General features: G+C 71.2%; 18 protein-coding genes. 9 read left to right on the top strand and 9 right to left on the bottom strand.

Going from position 1 to position 17,027, the window contains the following annotated elements; genetic code table 11:
* Positions 1-73 precede the first annotated feature (73 nt).
* The gene (locus ACWEN0_RS00565) at positions 74-355 is read left to right on the top strand and encodes a hypothetical protein (protein ID WP_451967621.1); all 282 of its coding nucleotides are present in this window, start codon (positions 74-76) and stop codon (positions 353-355) included.
* Here the strand turns inward: ACWEN0_RS00565 and ACWEN0_RS00560 are convergent.
* Both ACWEN0_RS00560 and ACWEN0_RS00555 read right to left on the bottom strand, forming a co-directional pair.
* A complete protein-coding gene (locus tag ACWEN0_RS00560) occupies positions 333-1,763 on the bottom strand; it encodes a GGDEF domain-containing protein (RefSeq protein ID WP_451967619.1) in 1,431 nt (476 codons plus the stop codon). The two genes, ACWEN0_RS00565 and ACWEN0_RS00560, sit on opposite strands and share 23 nt — an antisense overlap.
* 312 nt (positions 1,764-2,075) lie before the next feature.
* Positions 2,076-3,326, bottom strand: coding sequence for an MFS transporter (locus ACWEN0_RS00555; protein ID WP_451967617.1), 1,251 nt, complete (start codon positions 3,324-3,326; stop codon positions 2,076-2,078).
* Positions 3,327-3,678: 352 nt separating this feature from the next.
* Between ACWEN0_RS00555 and ACWEN0_RS00550 the strand changes: the two genes are divergently transcribed.
* Positions 3,679-4,578, top strand: a complete 900-nt coding sequence (locus ACWEN0_RS00550) for an SDR family NAD(P)-dependent oxidoreductase (protein WP_451967615.1) — start codon at positions 3,679-3,681, stop codon at positions 4,576-4,578.
* Positions 4,579-4,642: 64 nt separating this feature from the next.
* On the opposite strand, the gene ACWEN0_RS00545 is transcribed toward ACWEN0_RS00550, so the two are convergent.
* Positions 4,643-6,499, bottom strand: coding sequence for an AMP-dependent synthetase/ligase (locus ACWEN0_RS00545; RefSeq protein WP_451967613.1), 1,857 nt, complete (start codon positions 6,497-6,499; stop codon positions 4,643-4,645).
* Between the two features lie 314 nt (positions 6,500-6,813).
* On the opposite strand from ACWEN0_RS00545, the gene ACWEN0_RS00540 reads away from it, so the two are divergent.
* The 5 genes from ACWEN0_RS00540 (at position 6,814) to ACWEN0_RS00520 (ending at position 11,664) form a co-directional block, all read left to right on the top strand.
* Complete coding sequence (locus ACWEN0_RS00540) at positions 6,814-7,200, top strand: hypothetical protein (protein ID WP_451967611.1); 387 nt, start codon at positions 6,814-6,816, stop codon at positions 7,198-7,200.
* A gap of 583 nt (positions 7,201-7,783) precedes the next feature.
* The gene (locus ACWEN0_RS00535; protein WP_451967608.1) at positions 7,784-10,294 is read left to right on the top strand and encodes a nitrate- and nitrite sensing domain-containing protein; all 2,511 of its coding nucleotides are present in this window, start codon (positions 7,784-7,786) and stop codon (positions 10,292-10,294) included.
* On the top strand, positions 10,294-10,713 hold the full coding sequence (locus ACWEN0_RS00530) for a roadblock/LC7 domain-containing protein (RefSeq protein ID WP_451967606.1): 420 nt from the start codon (positions 10,294-10,296) through the stop codon (positions 10,711-10,713). The genes ACWEN0_RS00535 and ACWEN0_RS00530 overlap by 1 nt, the downstream gene beginning before the upstream one ends.
* Positions 10,710-11,081: a DUF742 domain-containing protein gene (locus tag ACWEN0_RS00525; protein ID WP_286002477.1), complete on the top strand. Its 372-nt coding sequence runs from the start codon at positions 10,710-10,712 to the stop codon at positions 11,079-11,081. Before ACWEN0_RS00530 ends, ACWEN0_RS00525 begins: the two co-directional genes overlap by 4 nt.
* A complete protein-coding gene (locus ACWEN0_RS00520) occupies positions 11,062-11,664 on the top strand; it encodes a GTP-binding protein (protein WP_072476760.1) in 603 nt (200 codons plus the stop codon). The genes ACWEN0_RS00525 and ACWEN0_RS00520 overlap by 20 nt, the downstream gene beginning before the upstream one ends.
* 15 nt (positions 11,665-11,679) lie before the next feature.
* Here the strand turns inward: ACWEN0_RS00520 and ACWEN0_RS00515 are convergent, their stop codons facing one another.
* Positions 11,680-12,117, bottom strand: coding sequence for a DoxX family protein (locus tag ACWEN0_RS00515; protein ID WP_451967604.1), 438 nt, complete (start codon positions 12,115-12,117; stop codon positions 11,680-11,682).
* Positions 12,118-12,231: 114 nt separating this feature from the next.
* Here ACWEN0_RS00515 and ACWEN0_RS00510 point away from each other — a divergent pair, with 114 nt between their 5' ends.
* Positions 12,232-12,696 (top strand): NUDIX domain-containing protein, encoded by a 465-nt coding sequence (locus ACWEN0_RS00510; RefSeq protein WP_451967602.1) that lies wholly within the window; start codon positions 12,232-12,234, stop codon positions 12,694-12,696.
* Here ACWEN0_RS00510 and ACWEN0_RS00505 read toward each other — a convergent pair.
* The gene (locus ACWEN0_RS00505; RefSeq protein ID WP_451967601.1) at positions 12,682-13,329 is read right to left on the bottom strand and encodes an HAD family hydrolase; all 648 of its coding nucleotides are present in this window, start codon (positions 13,327-13,329) and stop codon (positions 12,682-12,684) included. The genes ACWEN0_RS00510 and ACWEN0_RS00505 overlap by 15 nt on opposite strands.
* 28 nt (positions 13,330-13,357) lie before the next feature.
* Positions 13,358-13,867: an O-acetyl-ADP-ribose deacetylase gene (locus ACWEN0_RS00500; protein WP_451967600.1), complete on the bottom strand. Its 510-nt coding sequence runs from the start codon at positions 13,865-13,867 to the stop codon at positions 13,358-13,360.
* Between the two features lie 29 nt (positions 13,868-13,896).
* Here ACWEN0_RS00500 and ACWEN0_RS00495 point away from each other — a divergent pair, with 29 nt between their 5' ends.
* Entirely contained in the window at positions 13,897-14,337 is a 441-nt protein-coding gene (locus tag ACWEN0_RS00495) for a hypothetical protein (protein ID WP_451967599.1), read from the top strand.
* Here the strand turns inward: ACWEN0_RS00495 and ACWEN0_RS00490 are convergent.
* The 3 genes from ACWEN0_RS00490 to ACWEN0_RS00480 all read right to left on the bottom strand — a co-directional run bounded on the left by ACWEN0_RS00490 (position 14,334) and on the right by ACWEN0_RS00480 (position 16,979).
* Positions 14,334-15,122 carry an alpha/beta fold hydrolase gene (locus tag ACWEN0_RS00490; protein WP_451967597.1) on the bottom strand — a complete coding sequence of 263 codons (789 nt, stop codon included), beginning with the start codon at positions 15,120-15,122 and terminating at the stop codon, positions 14,334-14,336. The two genes, ACWEN0_RS00495 and ACWEN0_RS00490, sit on opposite strands and share 4 nt — an antisense overlap.
* Complete coding sequence (locus ACWEN0_RS00485) at positions 15,119-15,763, bottom strand: DUF998 domain-containing protein (RefSeq protein ID WP_451967595.1); 645 nt, start codon at positions 15,761-15,763, stop codon at positions 15,119-15,121. Before ACWEN0_RS00485 ends, ACWEN0_RS00490 begins: the two co-directional genes overlap by 4 nt.
* Positions 15,764-15,857: 94 nt before the next feature.
* Positions 15,858-16,979 carry a metallophosphoesterase gene (locus ACWEN0_RS00480; RefSeq protein ID WP_451967593.1) on the bottom strand — a complete coding sequence of 374 codons (1,122 nt, stop codon included), beginning with the start codon at positions 16,977-16,979 and terminating at the stop codon, positions 15,858-15,860.
* Positions 16,980-17,027 lie beyond the last annotated feature (48 nt).

Below are 17,027 nucleotides of genomic sequence, written 5' to 3'. Positions count from 1 at the left end.
CGAGGTCCGCTCAGTCCGCGCCGGCGCTCGAGGGTTCCGGGTCGACATCCGGGCCGATCCGCCCGTCGATCTGGTGCGGGACGGCCTGGGCCTCACCCTGCGGGCCCTGTGGTGGAACGGCCTCGGGCGGGTCACCGACGACCTCGGGCACGAGTACCTCCTCCTGGCCAAGGACGCGGCCGGCACCGGGGTCGTGCGGCACTGGTGCCATCCGCGGCCGGCGCCGGGGGCCGCCGTGCTGCGGCTGGAGTCGGCCGGTTATCGCGGTGAACGGCTGCGGCTGGACTCCGCCGCGCGGGGGACGTCGGCCGAGGTGGTCGTGAAGCTCGCGCTCACGGTGCGGCTGGGGGCGTGAGCGGCGGACCCGGGGTGTCCGGGGCGAAGCAGACCTGGTCCCGGCCGTTCTCCTTCGCCAGGTAGACCGCCGCGTCCGCCGACTGCAGCAGGCGCTCCAGCGTGTCGCCGTGGCGGGGGTGCCTCGCGACGCCGATCGACGTCGTGCGGTCGGCGATCGTGGCCGGGTCGCCGCGTTTGTCCGTTGTCACGATATGCAACTTGGCAATGGCAACACGTATCCGCTCGGCGGCGTCCCAGGTGGCCTCTTCGTCGATGTCCGGGAGCAGAATGAGGAATTCCTCACCACCGAAACGGCCGACCAAGTCGCTCGGTCTCGTCACTTCGTCGAGGGTTTGCGCAACCGTCCGGAGCACGTCGTCGCCCGCCGGATGACCATAGGTGTCGTTAATCCACTTGAAGTGGTCGAGATCGACCATCAGCAGCGCCAGTTGATCACCCGATCGGGCGGTGCGATCGAGTGCGCGCTCGGCCGACTCCGACCAGCCGCGCATGTTGAGAATCCCGGTTTTCGGGTCCGTCCGGACGTCGTTCTGGAGCTGGTCGAGTTCCGCGAGGCGATTGAACACCACGGTGACCACGGCCATCACGGCCACCATCGGCGGCACGGCGGCGAGCAGGATCGCGGTCACCGCACCGAGGCCGATGGTGATCGCTTCGAGCATGTTGTCGGCCGCGCTGCCGAGCACGTTACGAACCGTGCGCCCGGCGGGGGATCCCAGCATCAGGACCCCGCCCACGTACGCGATCTGGATGGCTTCGTAGATGGCCCCGGTGACGACGATCGTGCCGAACTCGGTGAGGAAACCGCCCCAGTCCGGTGGGCCCAGCACGTGCGGGCCGAGCGCCACGTACGTCAGGTGCGCGAGCGTGCCGGCGAGGCCGTGCGTGATCGAGGAAAAGATGAAGTTGTGGGCCGGCCGGCGCGCGATGAACCAGTGCTGCAACCGGATCACGGCGATGACGAAAAGTATCAGCGGGACCGGCAGGATCATCGCGGCGGAAAACGTCCAGACGGCCGTGAGGTCGATCAGGACCGTTTTCGTCCGGTCGCGCCGCCGTTCTTCCTGGCGCTGCGTCAGCTGAATGTGAACGGTGGCCCCGGCGGCGAGAATGGCGAAATTGATCCAGTCGTTTCGCGACGGAATCGGCGAACGCGCGAAAGCGACGACGAGAATCGCGATCGCGACGGCTTCGGCCGTCAGCATGAAGGCGACCTGGGCCGGTCGGCGGCGCCACAGCGCCCAGTTGCGCGGCCGGTAGGCGTGGCGGATCCGGGCAGTCGCGAGCGGACCACTGGTAGTGGTCGCGGGCCCGTCCGCGGTCACGCCCGGTTCCTTCGCGGTTTCGCCCCGCGTCGGCTCGGGCCCGTCCGCCGCGCCCGGGTCGCCGTCCGGTCCTGGATGCAATTGGTCACCTCCTTTCCAGCCTAGTCTCGCCCTTGAGTAATCTCATCGGTACCTGGCGGAGTGTTCACGCATTCCGCGGCCGGGTACCATCCCACAGCAACGGACTCGCCGAGTCCCCGGAGTAACTGCCGGGAACGCGGCACAAAAGGTTCTGCGAGACGCTCCCCGCATGGAGGTGCCCCATGAGCAACCGCGACTTCTGAACCACCCGCGAATTGTCGCCCGCGACGCCCGCGAATGCCATTCGTGATCTTGGTCCGACAGAGAGGTGGCACCCGATGGCCAACCGTGACTGGTGATCCCCGCACCCGCTCATGACCGCCGCGGTTCCGGATCCGCGCCGCCGCCGACCCGGCGCCAGGACACCGCGACCGGCACCGCCAGCAGCAGTCCCACCGCCCCCGCGAGCCCGATGGTCGCGTGCGCGGACCCGATTCCCTGCGCGACCAGACCGCCGATCCCCACGCCCACGCCCTGGGCCACCCGCAGCCCCGTCCGGTAGAGCCCGCCGGCGCTGCCCCGGATGTCGTTGGGCACCCACGTGATGAACGTGGCCGACACCGTGATGACGTAGGCGCCCGTCGCCCCGGCCAGCGCGAGCAGGACGAGCGCGACCGCCAGGTTCGGCCGGAGCGCGAACGCCGCCAGCGCGGCCAGCGGCAACGCCGCGAGCACGCCCAGCAGGCGGCGGCGGTGCTCCGTCGAGACGAACCGCGAAAGCAGGAACGTCCCGGCGACGAAGCCCAGCGGGTCGGCGGCCAGCAGCCAGCCGACCGCCTGGTCGCCCGCGCCCAGCTGCGCGGCGAGCGGCGCCGCCAGCCCCTCCGGGATCACCGCGAGGCCGACCAGCCACGACAGGTAGAGCAGGACGCGCAGCCGTTCGTCGCCGAAAACCTGCCGGACGGCGCCGAACCAGGGGGCGCCGCCGTCCCCGGCGGCCGGTCGGCGCAGCACCATCCACCGCACGGCGCCGGCCGCGACCAGGAACGTCAGCGCGTCGATCGCCAGCGCCCACGACGTGCCGATGCCGGTCACCAGCAGGCCGCCGGCGGCGAGGCCGGCCAGCATCGCGGTGTTGTTCGTGATCCCGCGCAGGTCCTGGCTCTGCAGGTAGACGTCGTCGTCGGTGAAGATCTCGCGGCCCAGCGCGTTCTGCGCCGCGTTGCACGGCGCGTTCGCCAGCCGGGCGAAGACGAAGAGGACGAACAGCCAGCCCATCGGCATCCCGGGGACGGCCATCAGCCCGATCAGCACGGCCTGCGCGAGCGAGCCGGTCACGAGCACCGCGCGGCGGGGGAAGCGGTCCGCGAGCTGGGACAGCCCGAGCCCGCCGGCCAGCGCGGGCAGGAACGTCAGCGAGTAGACGACGGCCGAGAGCAGCGGCGACCCGGTCCGGTCGAAGATCAGGATGGCCAGCGCGACGATGGTCAGCTGGTCGCCGAGCATCGACTGCGTTTCGGCGAACCACAGCGCGCGGAACTCGCGGTTGGCCAGGACGGCCCGGAGCCGGGGTGTCGCGCGCGTCGTCACCTCGTAACCACCATCCCCCGATCGAGTGAACATGGATCGCCCGCATTGTGCCTCGCCAGTGACGACCCCATCCGGGGGAGTCACCGCGGACCCGCCGGAAGCACTAACAGTATGCCGCCGATTACGCGCCGACGTCCCCGGAACGCGGGCCACTGCTCCCTTCGGAGCCGATCGGGTTACTCCACCGACGGGTGGTGGTGATTGGCCGTGACCGGCTCGCGGGTACCTCCGGGCTGATCGAACCGGATTCGCTCGGCGCAGGACGGCGGCCGCTCGTCGTCGGGGCGATGCCCCGTTGGGCCGGATGGGCCAAGACTGGACACAGAGCCGGCCGGGGTGGACGGACCGCGCCGCCGCCAGGCGTGCCGCAGAGCGGGGAGATGACATGGACGGGTTGTTGCAGGGCAAGGCGGTCGTGGTCACCGGTGCCGGCCGGGGCCTGGGCGAGGCGTTCGCGGTGCACGTCGCGCGCGCGGGCGGGTCGGTGGTGGTCAACGACATCGACGCGGAACTGGCCGAGCGGACGGCCGAGACCATCCGCGCGCACGGCGGCCGCGCCGTGGCCAGCGGGCACAGCGTGGCCGAGGCCGGCGAGGCGCAGGAGATCGTCGACCTCTGCGTCAAGGAGTTCGGCGGGATCGACGGGCTGGTGAACAACGCCGGCCTGAACTACGAGGCGCTGCCCTGGGAGGACGACGCCGAGCAGGCGCGCGAGCTGGTCCAGGTCAACGTCATGGGCGTGGTGAACACCGGGCTGGCCGCGATCAAGGCGATGGTCGACGCCGGCACCGGCGGCTCGATCGTCAACATCTCCTCCGGCGCCTCGCTCGGGCAGCGCAAGCTGGGCGTGTACGCGGCGAGCAAGGGCGCGGTCGCGTCGCTGACCTACTCCTGGGCCCTCGACCTCGAGGAGGCCGGGATCCGCGTCAACGCCGTCTGCCCGCTGGCGCACACCCGGATGGTGTGGAAGTCCGAACGCTCGCTGCGCGCCTGCCCGCCGGACCGGACGCCGTCGCGGATCGCGCCGGTCGTGCTCTTCCTGCTCGGCGCGGGCTCGCACGGCATCACCGGCCAGATGATCCGGTGCAACGGCCCCCAGCTGCACGTCATGGGCCAGCCGTTCCTCAAGCAGCCGATCCTCGAGCGCCCGGTGTGGGACACCGAGACCGTGCAGAAGGCGTTCGACGAGGTCTTCTCCGCCCACCTGGAGAACTACGGCCTGGAAAAGCGCGTCCCGCCGCGGCTGCGCAAGTGGACGGAGTCGACCTCGCCGCGCACCGCCTGACCCGGTCGTGAGTGGTCAGGCGCGGTTCCAACCGCCCTGACCACTCACGACAGCCGCGGCAGGCTCAGGAGCCGGCGGCCGGCTCCGGGTCGCGGACCGCCGCGTAGAGCGCCTCGATGTCCGTCGAGTAGCGGTCGTTGATGATCCGGCGCTTGAGCTTGAGCGTCGGGGTCAGCTCGCCGGACTCGGGCGTCCACGCCTTCGGCAGCACGTGGTAGCGCTTGATCTGCTCGATCCGGGCCAGCCGGCTGTTGGCGGACTCGACCGCGCGCTCCAGCTCGGCGCGGACCGCCGGGTGCGACGCCAGCTCTTCCGGCGTGGCTTCGACGCCGTTCGCCGCGGCCCAGCCGGGCGCGATCTCGTCGTCGAGGACGATCAGCGCCGTCACGTACGGCCGGTCGTCGCCGATCGCGACCGCCTGGCCGATCAGCGGGTGTTCCTTGAGGAGACCCTCGATCCTCGTCGGCGCGATGTTCTTGCCGCTCGAGGTGATGATCAGCTCCTTCTTGCGGTCGGTGATCGTGACGAAGCCGTCTTCGTCGATCGTGCCGATGTCGCCGGTGGCGTACCAGCCCTCGGCGTCCGTGGCGTCCTTGATCGTGCCGTCTTCCTGCAGGTAGCCGAGGAAGACGATCGGGCCGCGCACCAGCAGTTCGCCGTCTTCGGCGACCTTGACCTCGACGCCTTCGAGGGGCTTGCCCACCGAGCCGGCCCGGAAGTCCGTGCCGGAGTTCGACGTCGCCGCGCCGGTCGTCTCCGACAGGCCCCAGACCTCGCAGATCTCGACGCCGAGCCCGGCGAGGAAGTAGATGATCTCCACCGGCAGCGCGGCGGCACCGCTGGACGCCACGAGCAGCTTGTCCAGGCCGAGCAGCGCGCGCACCGGGGCGAGCGCGGCTTCGTCGGTCTGCCGGATCTTCTCCGCGAGCTCGGCCGGCACCTCCTGCCCGGCGCTGCGCAGCTTGTACCCCTGCTGCAGCAGTTCGTTCGCCTGCAGCAGCGCGGTCCGCCGGTCCTCGGGGACGCTGCCGAGCATGTTCTTCAGCCCGGCGACCATCTTCTCCCACACGCGCGGGACGCCGAAGAAGCTCTGCGGGTGCACCTGGCCGAGCGCCCCGGCCACCGCCGTCGGGTCGGCGAGCGTGTGCACGTGCCCGGCCCAGACGATCGGCAGGTAGATCGACAGCTCCCGCTCGGCGATGTGCGCGAGCGGCAGGTACGCGATGTTCGTCGCGTGCATGGGCGGGTGGTGCAGCTCGGTGACCGCGTACGCCTGGTGGATCGCGTTGCGGTGCGAGAGCACGACGCCCTTGGGGTCGCCGGTCGTGCCGGAGGTGTAGATCATGGACAGCGGGTCGTCCGGCTTGATCTCCTGCCACGACCGTTCGAACGCCTCGGGGTCCGCGGCAAGCGCTTCCTCGCCGCGTGCCCGCAGTGCGGCCAGCGAAAGGAAGCGGTCGTCGCCGTCCGGGATCGCGGCCTCGTCCATCACGACGACGTGGCGCAGCGCCGGGAGGTCGTCGAGCACCGGCCGCCAGCGCGCCAGCTCGGTTTCGCCGCCGAGCACGACGACCGGGGCCGCGCTGTGCCGCGCGACGAACCGGATCTGGTCCGGGCTGAGCGTGGCGTAGGCGGTGCAGGGGATCGCGGACAGGTGCGTCGCGGCGAGGTCGGCGATGATGTGGTCCGGGCAGCCGGGCGCCATGATCAGCATCCGGTCACCCTTGGTGAGCCCCAGCCCGGCCAGGCCGCGGGACACCTCGGCGATCGCGGTGCGGAACTCCAGCCAGCTCAGCGTCGGCCGGCCTTCGACGTCGAGCGACGTGATCGCCGGCAGGTCGGGGTACTCGGCCGCGTTGCGGTGCAGCAGCCTCGGGATCGTCAGGCCTTCGGTCTGCTCGGCGACGGACGGGGTGGTCAACGCTGGCCTCCTCGAAAGCGGCGGAAAGCCACACTGTATTGGCTGCGGCGCCGGGTGGGTAGAGAATCGCGGCCAGGTCAAACCTCCCCTTCACACGGGCTTCCGGCGTCAGCTCCCCACGACCGTCCACAGTGCACACGGGCGCGGGCGCGCGAACTCCGGTTCAATGGAAGTGACCTGCTCGACAAGATCCAGGCCGAACTCGCGCCTCGCGACGAGGACAACCGGCTCGTCCCGCTGATCACCGCGGGCCGCGCACCGCGCGCGGTGTTCGCCGCGCTCGCCGCGGAGGAGAAGCGGATCACGCTCAGCGATTGAACCTTGTTCTGGTCAGGGCGGCGCAACGGACCGCCGCCGGACCGCGCGGTGACTTTGCGCCGGCGTACGTCGCGTGGCTCGCGCTGAACGGCGAATCGTCGGCGACCGCGGCCGGCATCTTCGCCAACTTCGCCGCCTTCGGCCGGTACTGCAGGGACGTTGCCGCGGGCATGCGGACGCACGGCTTCTCCGACGACGCGTGCGCGTCCTTCGACTTCTTCGCCGCGGATGTTCCGGAAATTGAAGAACAAGCGCCGGCCGCGATCCGGGCCGGGATCGACGCGCACCGGCTCGACGAACGCGAAGCCCACCTGTACGCGCGGCTGTTCCAGAGCTACGAGCTCGAGTTCTGGAACACCCTCGCCGCCGAGTTCCCGGGCTGACGCGCGCGGAACCGGTTTCGGCGCCACGGTGAGTGCCGGAACGGGTGCGTTCGCGGAATGGGTGGAATTCCGCTGACGCGCCCGGGGAATCCGTGGTGCCGATCGCGCGTTCCGGGTATTTCCGCTTTCCGGAACCCGTTCTTCCCGAACGAACCGGGGGCGCGCGGGCAGTCGCGCGAAGCCGTGACGTTTCTCACCGAACCGTCCGGGCTCTCCGTACGTAGCGGCACCCGCTGTGCGGAGTGGGTCGATCGCACCACCGTCGAGCGTGCACCCATACCGGGCAACGGAAGTCGTCCTGGGACGAACGTCACGACTTTCGGTGGTGGACTTTCCAAGCGCAGGCAGCAAGTGTGGACGGGTCACCGTTCCAAGATCACGTTATCGCCACGGACTTGACGCGCCCTGAGCGGCTGCATACCGTCGTCGCGGGCGAAGCAGACCACGGTGATGATCCGGCTGGTCGGAATCCGGGTGTTGACCACCTCGGGCGACCCGAAAACATGTACTGCCGGAAGGAAAACGGACCCAGGTGAAGCAGATTTCTCTTCGACGCAACCGGGGATCCTCGATTCGGAAGCGCGTGCTCACGATCGCGCTCATCCCCAGTGTGGCCCTGCTCCTCGTCGGTGTGGCCCTCGCGGGCTACCTGATCTACGACGCGGTCACCGCGCGCGACTACACGACCAAGATCCGGAATTCGGAAGCCCCGGCGATCCCGTTCTTCGCCGCGCTGCAGCAGGAGCGCCAGGCGACGCTGAGCCTGCTCGCCGGCCAGGGCAACCAGCGCGCGGTGCTCGCGGCCGTCCGCCCGAAGGTGGACGCGACCGCCGCGAAGGAGATCGAGAACCTCAAGGACAACTTCGCCGACTACAACGAGACGCCGCCCAGCGTCCAGAAGAACATCGCCACGTTCTTCGGTCTCTTCCAGCAGCTGCCGCAGACCCGCCAGGCCGTCGACGGCGGCCAGATGCAGCTGCTGCAGGCCTTCGGCTACTACAACAAGATCATCGACCAGTTCACCGACGGCGTCGCGGGGCTGGCGCAGAACGCGCGCGGCGCGCAGAACGCGTTCGACCGGCTGACCGCCATCCCGCTGTTCACCGCGGCGGACGAGATGCAGCGCAGTGACGCGCTCGCCGCGGCCGGGCTGGCCGCGGGCGGCCTCGGCAACGACGAGTTCCGCGCCTACGTCGGCCAGGTCGGTGCCTACCACGCGCAGCTCGACGCGTCGGCGCCGAAGATGATCCCCGAGGTCAAGGCGAAGTACGACCAGCTGCTGGCCAGCCAGCCGTGGCAGACGGTGACCCAGGTCGAGACCGCGTTCCTGCGCGGCGACCTGTCGAAGCTGCCGGTGGCGCAGGACCAGTGGCGCACCGCCGCGCGTCAGGTCGGCGACGCGCTGATGGGCATCTTCGTGGCGCAGAGCTCCAACGCGAGCCAGGCCGCGATCGACGACGCCGACTCGACGTTCACCGAATCCCTGATCGCCGGTGTGGCCGCGGTCCTGTTCGCGGTCTTCGTGGTCTTCGTCGCCGTCCGGCTGTCGAACCGGCTCATCGGCCGGCTGCACCGGCTGCGCGAGGACACCCTCGACGCGGCCGAGGTCCGGCTGCCCGAGCTGGTCGCCCGGGTCCAGGCGGGCGAGCCCGTCGACCTCGAAGAGGGCGGGCACTTCCTCGACCACGGCACCGACGAGATCGGCCAGGTCGCCGACGCGTTCAACAAGGCGCAGCAGACCGCCATCGCGGCCGCCATCGACGAGGCGAAGACCAAGGAAGGCACCAAGACGGTCTTCCTCAACATCGCCCACCGCAGCCAGGTCATCGTGCACCGCCAGCTCAAGGTGCTCGACCAGGCCGAGCGCAAGCAGGAGGACCCGGAGCAGCTGGACACCCTGTTCCAGCTGGACCACCTCTCCACCCGCGCCCGCCGCAACGCCGAGAACCTGATCATCCTCGGTGGCGGGCAGCCGGGCCGGCAGTGGCGCAACCCGGTCGGGCTGGCCGAGCTGGTCCGCGGCGCGTCCGCCGAGACCGAGGACTTCGCGCGGGTCAAGACCGCGGCGCTGCCGCAGATCGCCGTCCGCGGCCCGGTCGTCGGCGACCTCGTGCACCTGCTCGCCGAGCTGATCGACAACGCGACGTCGTTCTCGCCGCCGCAGTCGCGGGTCGAGGTCCGCGGCAACGTGGTCGGCAAGGGCGTCGTGATCGAGGTCGAGGACCAGGGCCTCGGGCTCGAGCCGGACCAGACCGAAGAGATCAACGCGATGCTGGCGGACCCGCCGGACTTCGGGATCATGGCCCTGTCCGACGAACCGCGCCTCGGCCTGTTCGTGGTCGCGCGGCTGGCCGCCCGCCACGGCATCCAGGTGCACCTGCGCGAGTCGGCCTACGGCGGCACCCGGGCCATCGTTCTGGTGCGCACCGACCTGCTGGCCCCGCTCTCGGAGACCGAGCCGGAGCAGCCGATCACCCCGCCGAAGCCCGAGCTCGTCCCGAACCCGGTCGAGCCGGAGCCGGTGAACGACGAGGTCGCGCCGTTGCGGCGGCAGTCGCGCCGCCCGGCGCGCCACCGCACCGAGCCGCCGATGCCCGTGGCGCAGCCCGACGTGCCGCCGGCCCCGCCGGCGCCGGTTCCCGTGCGGCCGCCCGAGCCCGCGCAGCCGCCGTCGGTGCCGACGCCGGTGCCCGTCGGGTCGGTGTCCGAGCCGGTCAGCCAGCCGACGCAGGCCCAGCCGGTCGCCCCGGTCCGCCCGCCGGCCCCGCCTTCGCGGACCTCGCGGCCGGCGCGTCCGGCCGCGCAGCAGCCCGCGTGGCCGCCGTCGGAGCCGCGGCCCGCGGTGCCCGAAGGCCGGCCCTCGCAGCCGCGCCGCCCGGAGGCCCCGGGCCGCCCGCCGCTGCCGCAACGGCGACGCCAGCAGAACCTCGTTCCCCAGTTGCGGGAAGATAGGCCCGCGCAGGAGCGTGAAGAGGTCAGGCTGGACTCGCCGGAAGCCGCCCGCAGCCGGCTGTCCGCCTTCCAGCAGGGCACCCGCCGGGCCCGTGACGAAGAACCGGCTGAGAACGACGACAGGTACGGAGAGCGCGACTAATGGTCAACTCAGGCGTCAGTGAGCTCGACTGGCTGCTGGACGACCTCGTCAAGCGGGTCGCCGGGGCGGACCGCGCGGTGGTCCTGTCCTCGGACGGCCTGCTCATCGGGAGGTCGGGGAACCTGTCGGAGGAGGACGCCGAGCACCTTTCGGCGGTCGCTTCGGCGTTCCAGAGCCTGGCGCGCGGAACCGGACGGCACTTCGGCGGCGGCAACGTCCGCCAGACGATGGTCGAGATGGACCACGCGTTCCTGTTCGTGACGGCGGCCGGGCGGGGCGCGTGCCTCGCCCTCCTCGCCCGCGAAGACGCGGACATGGGCCTGGTCGCCTACGAAATGAACCTGATGGTGAAGCGGGTCGGTCAGGTGCTCACCTCCGCTCCGCGGACCGGTGCCGGCGTCCAGCCCACGTCGCCATGACCGGACGGCACGAAGCCTGGTTCGACGACGAGGCCGGCCCGCTCGTCCGGTCCTACGCGGTCACGGGCGGCCGCACGCGGTCGGACACCCTCGGCCTCGACCTCATCACGCTCGTCGTCGCGCTGCGCACGGCGCACGAGGCGGGCATGCTCGAACCGGAGTACGCCCGTATCATCGCGCTGTGCCAGCGGCCGGTCTCGGTGGCCGAGGTGGCTGCCCGGGTCGACCTGCCGCTGCCCGTCGTGAAGGTGATGCTCAGCGACCTCATCGAGCAGAACCTGGTGCTGTTCCGTACCGCGGCACCGGTCCAGGAAACCCCCAACCGACACGTATTGCAGGCGGTCCTTGATGGCATCCGGAAACTCTGACCCCCGGCGGAACCTGACCGCGACCGCGGTCAAGGTACTCATCGCCGGCGGGTTCGGGGTCGGCAAGACCACGATGGTCGGCTCGGTGAGCGAAGTGCCGCCCCTGCGGACCGAAGAGGTCATCACGACCGCGTCCGAGGGTGTCGACGACCTGTCCGGCGTCGAGCAGAAGACGACCACGACGGTCGCGCTCGACTTCGGCCGCATCACGATCAACCCCGACCTGATCCTCTACCTGTTCGGCACGCCGGGGCAGGACCGGTTCTGGTTCATGTGGGACGAGCTGGCCGAGGGCGCGCTGGGCGCCGTCGTGCTGGCGGACACGCGGCGCCTGGAGTCCTGCTTCGCCGCGGTCGACTTCTTCGAGCGCCGCAACCTGCCGTTCGTCGTCGGCGTGAACTGCTTCGACGGCGCGTACCGCTACGGCACCGAGGAGGTCCGGCAGGCGCTCGACGTCGGCATGGACGTCCCGCTGCTGCTGTGCGACGCCCGCGAGCGCGAGTCGACGAAGCAGGTGCTGACCAGCCTGATGGAACACGTGATGGCGCGGTCCGACCTGGCCGCCGCCCAGGGCGGCTACTGATCGGACCGCGCTCGCTCAGCGGCGTCGCTTGATCAGGGCGTCGACGGCGAAGCGGCCCGGGCCGATCGCGGCGAACAGCAGGAAGATCCACGAGTAGACCGCCGCGGGCTCGCCCATGTTCTGCAGCGGCAGCAGGCCCATCGGGGCGTGCACGGTGAAGTAGGCGTACGCCATCACACCGGACAGCACGATCGCGGCGGGCCGGCTGGCGAGCCCGACCAGCAGCAATGCGGCGCCGACGAGCTCGATGACACTGCCCCACCAGCCCGGGAACGAGCCGAACGGGACGCCGCCGCCCTGGCCGTCGACACCCCCGAAGAAGCCGAATCCCTGCAGGCCGTGGAAGCCGAACAGGAACGAGATCACGATCCTGCTCGCGCCGACGACGATTCCGGTGACCGGCGCGGTCTTGGCCGTGGTGGTCTGGGCTTCGCGGGCGATGGTGGTGGTCATGGCGGGTTCCTTCCCCTGGGGTCTTCCTTGCCTTCTGCCTACGCGTCGAGTGGGTTCTCCCCGGATCGACAACCCCGCGGAAGTTTTTCCGGTGGGTTTCGGCAGACTGGGGTGATGGCGGGCAAACGCAGTGCCGGGCTCCTGCTCCACCGCGGGCGGGGCGAGGACGTCGAAGTGCTGCTCGGGCACATGGGCGGGCCGTTCTGGGCGAAGAAGGACGCGGCGGCGTGGTCGCTGCCGAAGGGCGAGCTGGAGCCGGACGAAGAGCCGGAGGCGGCCGCGCGGCGCGAGTTCGAAGAGGAGCTGGGCCTGCCCGCGCCGTCGGGTGAGTACGTTCCGCTCGGCGAGGTGAAACAGTCGGGCAAGACCGTCACGGCGTGGGCGGTCGAGGCCGACCTGGACCCGGCGTCGGTGGTCCCGGGGACGTTCACCATGGAGTGGCCGCCGCGGTCGGGCAAGCAGCAGGAGTTCCCGGAGATGGACCGCGTCGAGTGGTTCTCGCTGGAGGTCGCGCGCGAGAAGCTGGTCAAGGGCCAGCTGGTGTTCCTGGACCGGCTGCTCGCGTCAGTGGCTCAGTAGGGCTTCGAGGGGCTTCGCGGTGAACGACGGCAGCACGACGTCGGCGTGGGCGAAGTCGAGGCTTTCGGTGATGGCGTTCGGCACGGCGACGCAGGTCAGCCCGGCGGCCTTCGCGGCGGTGACGCCGTGGGGCGTGTCCTCGAAGGCGATGGTTTCCTCCGCGGTGGTTTCGAGCGCGGCCAGGGCGGCGAGGTAGAGGTCCGGGTCGGGCTTGGCCTTGTGGCGGTCCCCGGTGAGGACGGCGTCGAAGCAGTCCGCGATGCCGAGCCGTTCGAGGTGCGGGTTCACCCAGGCCCCGGACGAGCTGGAGGCGACGGCGAGTTTGAGGCCGTGGTCCTTCGCCGTCCGCAGATAGGTTTCGACGCCTTCGCGCGGGCCGAGCTCACGCAGGAGTTCGTGGACGCGGGCCTTCGACCTCGGCCGCAGTGCCTCGGGGTCGATGCCGGGGACGTGCTCGGCGAGCAGGGCGAACATCGCGGGCGTGGTGCGCTGCGTGCCGATGACGGCGTACCAGGCCGCCATCGGCAGGTCGACGCCGTGCTCGCGGAAGACCTCCTGCCACGTCTGCAGGACGGCGGACTCGGTGTCGGCGAGGGTGCCGTCGAAGTCGAAGACCAGGGCGCGGGTGGGCACGCCTGCACCCTGCCCCGCCGGTGATCGTTCAGGCAAGGGAGTTGTGAAACGCGTCCATCGCGGCTTGCCCCCGCAGGGCGAAGATCACTTCCTCGACCCCGCCGGCATCGGCGTCCCGCACGGCGGCGACCGCGATCCCGGCGGCCGACTCGAGCGGCCACCGGTAGATCCCGGTGGAGATGGCGGGGAAGGCGACGGTCCTGGCCCCCAGTTCGTCGGCGACCTTCAGGGCGTTGCGGTGGCAGTCGGCGAGCAGCCCGGACCGGTCTTCCGTCTTCGACCAGACCGGGCCGACGGTGTGCACGACCCACCGGGCAGGCAGGTTCCCGGCGTTGGTGGCGACGGCCTGCCCGGTCTTGAGCCCCTTCCCGTAGTGCCCGGCCCGCAGCTTCCGGCACTCGGCGAGGATCTCGGGCCCGCCCTTGCGGTGGATGGCCCCATCGACCCCGCCCCCGCCGAGCAGCGAGGAGTTGGCGGCATTGACGACGACGTCGACCTCGAGGGTGGTGATGTCGGCGTCGAGGATCCGGATGCGCATGAGGTGATTCTCGCGGAGACAATGGCCTGGTGCTGAATGCGATCGCCGAGCTGGCCGGCGAGGAGTTCCTGATCGAGCCGGCGGACCACCTGGCCGAGTCGAGGCAGAACACCTGGCACCTCGGGGCTTCACCCGAGCAACGAGCGGGGCTGGCTGCCGACGCGGTGGTCGCCGCGTTCGAAGCGGTGGCGCGTTCGCTCGACGTCCGGCTGCGTCCTGGCGGGCCCGTGACGTTCTACGTCTGGCACGACCAGCAGGTCGGCGCCCTCAAGGCCTCGCTCACGTCGCTCGGGCCCGGCGAGTTGTTGTTCGGGGCCGAGTACGAGCCGGTCGGCGAGCTGGCGCCGATCGTCGAGGAGTTCCTCGCCGACGGGAGCCCCGGCTTCGTGCCGTGGACCGACCTCGAGCCGGGGGCCGTCGAAGAGGTCTCGCCGCCGCCGTTTCCCGTCTGGGTGCGGGTCGTCGCCTAACCGAGGAAGAACTCGGTCAGCACCGGGGCCAGCGCCGCCGCCTTCACGATGTGCGTCTGGCCCGGCAGCGTCCTGTATTCCGCCGATGGCAGGACCTTCGCCAGCGATGAGACGCCGTTGCGCATCCAGGCCGGGCTTCGGGCGCCGTCCGCTGCCAGGGTCGGGACTTCCGGCCAGCCCGACGGCGGCAGCGGCTTGCCCGACTGGTGGTCGCCCATCAGGGCCGTGTCGTACGGGATCGTGTGGGCCACTCGCTTCAGCTTCGACCAGAACGGCATGATCCGCATCAGCGCCACCGTCACGCCGCTCAGGCCGACACCCTCGGTCATGAACATCTTGACCGCCTCGCCGCGGTTGCCCGCCTGCAACGCCGAAGCGAGCCGCGTCGGGTAGTCCGGTGGGACGCGGGGGCGGCTCGTGTCCACGACGAACGGTGGTTCGTACACCGCCAGCTTCGGCACCGGGAGCGTCCTGGCCGCTTCGAGCGCCAGCGCCGCGCCCGACGAGATGCCGAACAGGAACGCCTCGCCGCCCGCTTCCTTGATGAGCGCGGCGACGTCTTCGACCTCGCGCTCGACCGAATACGGCCCGGTGTCGGTGCTCTCGCCGCGGCCGCGGCGGTCGAAGGTGTACACCGTGAAGCGCGCGGCCAGCTCCTTCGCCAGCGCGTCGTTGGGGGACGAGCCGCGGTAGCACATCGCGCCGTCGACGAGGACGAGCGCGGGGCCGGACCCGGCGCGGGTGTAGCCGATGCGGGTGCCGTCGGCGGAAACCGTCGTGCTCATCGGGATTCTCCTCGCGGGAGCAGGTGGGCGGACGTCGTGGCGAGCCAGGTCCAGGCGATCGCCACCGCCACCCAGAAACCGAGTGTGACGGCCGGGCTCGCCGATCCGGACGCTACGCCCGCGAAGCCCGCCAGGAACAGCAACCCGCTGATCCGCGAGTACCGGGCACGCGCCGGCGTGAGGTGCGAGCCGATCGCGAAGCAGGCCGCGACCAGGGCGAGGAAGCCGGCGCCGCCGGCGACGAAGTGCAGGGTGCCGTGCCAGCTGACCGGCGACGGCGGCCCGGCGGGCGTGCCGAGCGGGAAGCCGTCCTGCGGGTCGGCGCGGAACAGGCCCGCGCACACCAGGCTCACGCCGTAGACCGTCAGGAGTCTCGGCCCCCAGCGCCCGGGCAGGGCGCGCCGGATCCCGGCCGCGGCGGCGATCGTCAGCAGGCCCGTGACGACGAAGTTCGCGATCTGGACGAAGCCGGGCGACCCGTTGGCCAGGACGCTGGCCGGGTGCCGGGTGAAGTCGAACCCGGCGCGCGTCAGGCCCTGGACGACGCCGGTGACGACGAAGACGGGCCCGGCGAGGATGCCGCAGGTCAGGAGCGTGCGGGTGGCCGGGACGGTCCGCGGGGGAAGCGCTGTGGTGGTCATGCCGACCACCTTGATACCCGACTACTCAAGCTGTCAAGACAAAAAAATTTGTCGGATGGGCGACCGCCGTGGAGGTCCTTCCACGACGCTTGGGTCAGGCCCGGCGCAGAGTCAGGAGCGTGATCTCGCTGGGCGCGAAGATGCGGAACGGCGGCCCCCAGAACCCCGTGCCCCGGCTGTTGTACAGCTGGGTCGGGCCGTGCCGCGTCAAGCCGGACAGCGTCGGCTGGTCGAGCCGCACCAGCAGGTGGAACGGCCAGATCTGGCCGCCGTGCGTGTGCCCGGAGATCTGCAGGTCGACGCCCGCCTCGCGCGCTTCGCGGACCTGCTTCGGCTGGTGCGCCAGCAGCACCACCGGGACGTCCGAGGGGACGCCGTCGAGCGCCGCGGCCAGGTCGGGGCCGTGGCCGGGCAGGCCGGACGACGCGCCCGTCGGGTCGTCGATGCCCGCGAACAGGATCCGGTCGCCGCCGCGCTCCAGGAGCGTCGAGCGGTTGTGCAGGGTGTCCCAGCCGAGGCCGGCCATGTGGTCGAGCCAGGCCTGGGCTTCGCCGAAGTACTCGTGGTTGCCGGTGATGTAGAACCGGCCGAGTGCCGCCTGGACGCCGCCGAGCGGGTCGACCTGCTTGCGGCGCTTGGCCACCGCGCCGTCGGCGAGGTCGCCGGCGTGGCAGACGACGTCGGCTTCGAGGGCGTTCACCGCCGCGACGACCTGCTCCGACCACTTCGTCCGGTCGAGCGGCCCGAAGTGGGTGTCGGTCAGGATCGCGACGCGCAGGCCGTCGAGGCCCGGGCCGAGCCGCGGGATGACGACGTCGGTCGCCTTCACCGGCGGCACGCGCATGGCGACGCGGTTGCCGTGGACGAGCAGGCCGGCCGCGACGAGCACGGTCGCGCCCGCCACCACCCGGGACCGCGCCGGGTCGTCGACGCCCAGCAGCGCGACGCGCAGCACCAGGCTGAGGATGGACCAGGTGAACAGCACCCAGATCACGGCGAGCAGCGAGTCGCCGAGCCGCGCGGCGCCGTCGCGCTGCCGCTTGCCGTGGCCGCGGACCATGGCGACCGGCATGGCGACCAGGCCCGACGCCAGGATCGCCGTGCCGGCGATCGTGCCCGCGGTGCCCCAGTCCGGCGCGAGGACGAGCGTCCACCAGGGCACGCCGAAGAGCAGGAGCATCGCCAGGATCGGCACGACGACGAGTTGGCCTCTCATCGAACCAGGTTACAGCCCATCGGGCTGTTAGCACTTTCCGCTACCCTG

The sequence above is a fragment of the Amycolatopsis sp. NPDC004378 genome (assembly GCF_053602455.1).
Note: the sequence above shows the minus strand (reverse complement) of the source record. Positions and strands in the feature narration are given on the sequence as shown.